This is a genomic window from Stenotrophomonas sp. A3_2, from assembly GCF_036624925.1.
In the GTDB taxonomy this organism is placed as follows: Bacteria; Pseudomonadota; Gammaproteobacteria; order Xanthomonadales; family Xanthomonadaceae; genus Stenotrophomonas; species Stenotrophomonas hibiscicola.
The window spans coordinates 1-437 of the sequence record NZ_JAZKVY010000005.1 but is presented as its reverse complement, the minus strand read 5'-3'; the positions used below and the strand labels follow the sequence as shown (position 1 = coordinate 437).

Genomic DNA, 437 nt, shown 5'->3' with positions numbered 1-437 from the left:
GAAGGACGGCGCGTACTGCCGCCCCGGGGGCCGGGGGCAGTCGGGGCGGCGCCAGGGGGCCCCAACGTACGGGAAACGGGCCGCCGCCCCACGGAGCCGCCCCTTTCCGTTTGCGATGCACCCCCCTGTAGAGCCGGGCCTGCGCTCGGCTGCTTCTGCGCCGACAGCAGCCTAGCATGGGCTCGGCTCAACAGAACCACTCAGCGGAGCGGTGCGTCCGGGTCGGTGCGCAGCGCCTTCAGCAGGCCCCACATGTAGAACGCCAGGGTGAACGAGAACGACAGGCCGCACAGCACCACCGCCGTCTGCATTGCGCTGAAATTGCCGGCCAGGAGCAGCCCGACGCTGCCACGGTGATACCGACGGCCCAGAACACGCGCAGCCAGATCGGCGCGTCATGCCCATCTTCCACGCCATCGTCAACACGACGGGTGCAC

At 70.0% G+C, this 437-nt stretch carries 1 pseudogene; it reads right to left on the bottom strand.

The annotated features are described in order from the left end of the window. Positions 1–200: 200 nt before the first annotated feature. Positions 201–437 (bottom strand): annotated as a pseudogene (locus tag R5H29_RS00020) (BCCT family transporter); the annotation flags it as partial.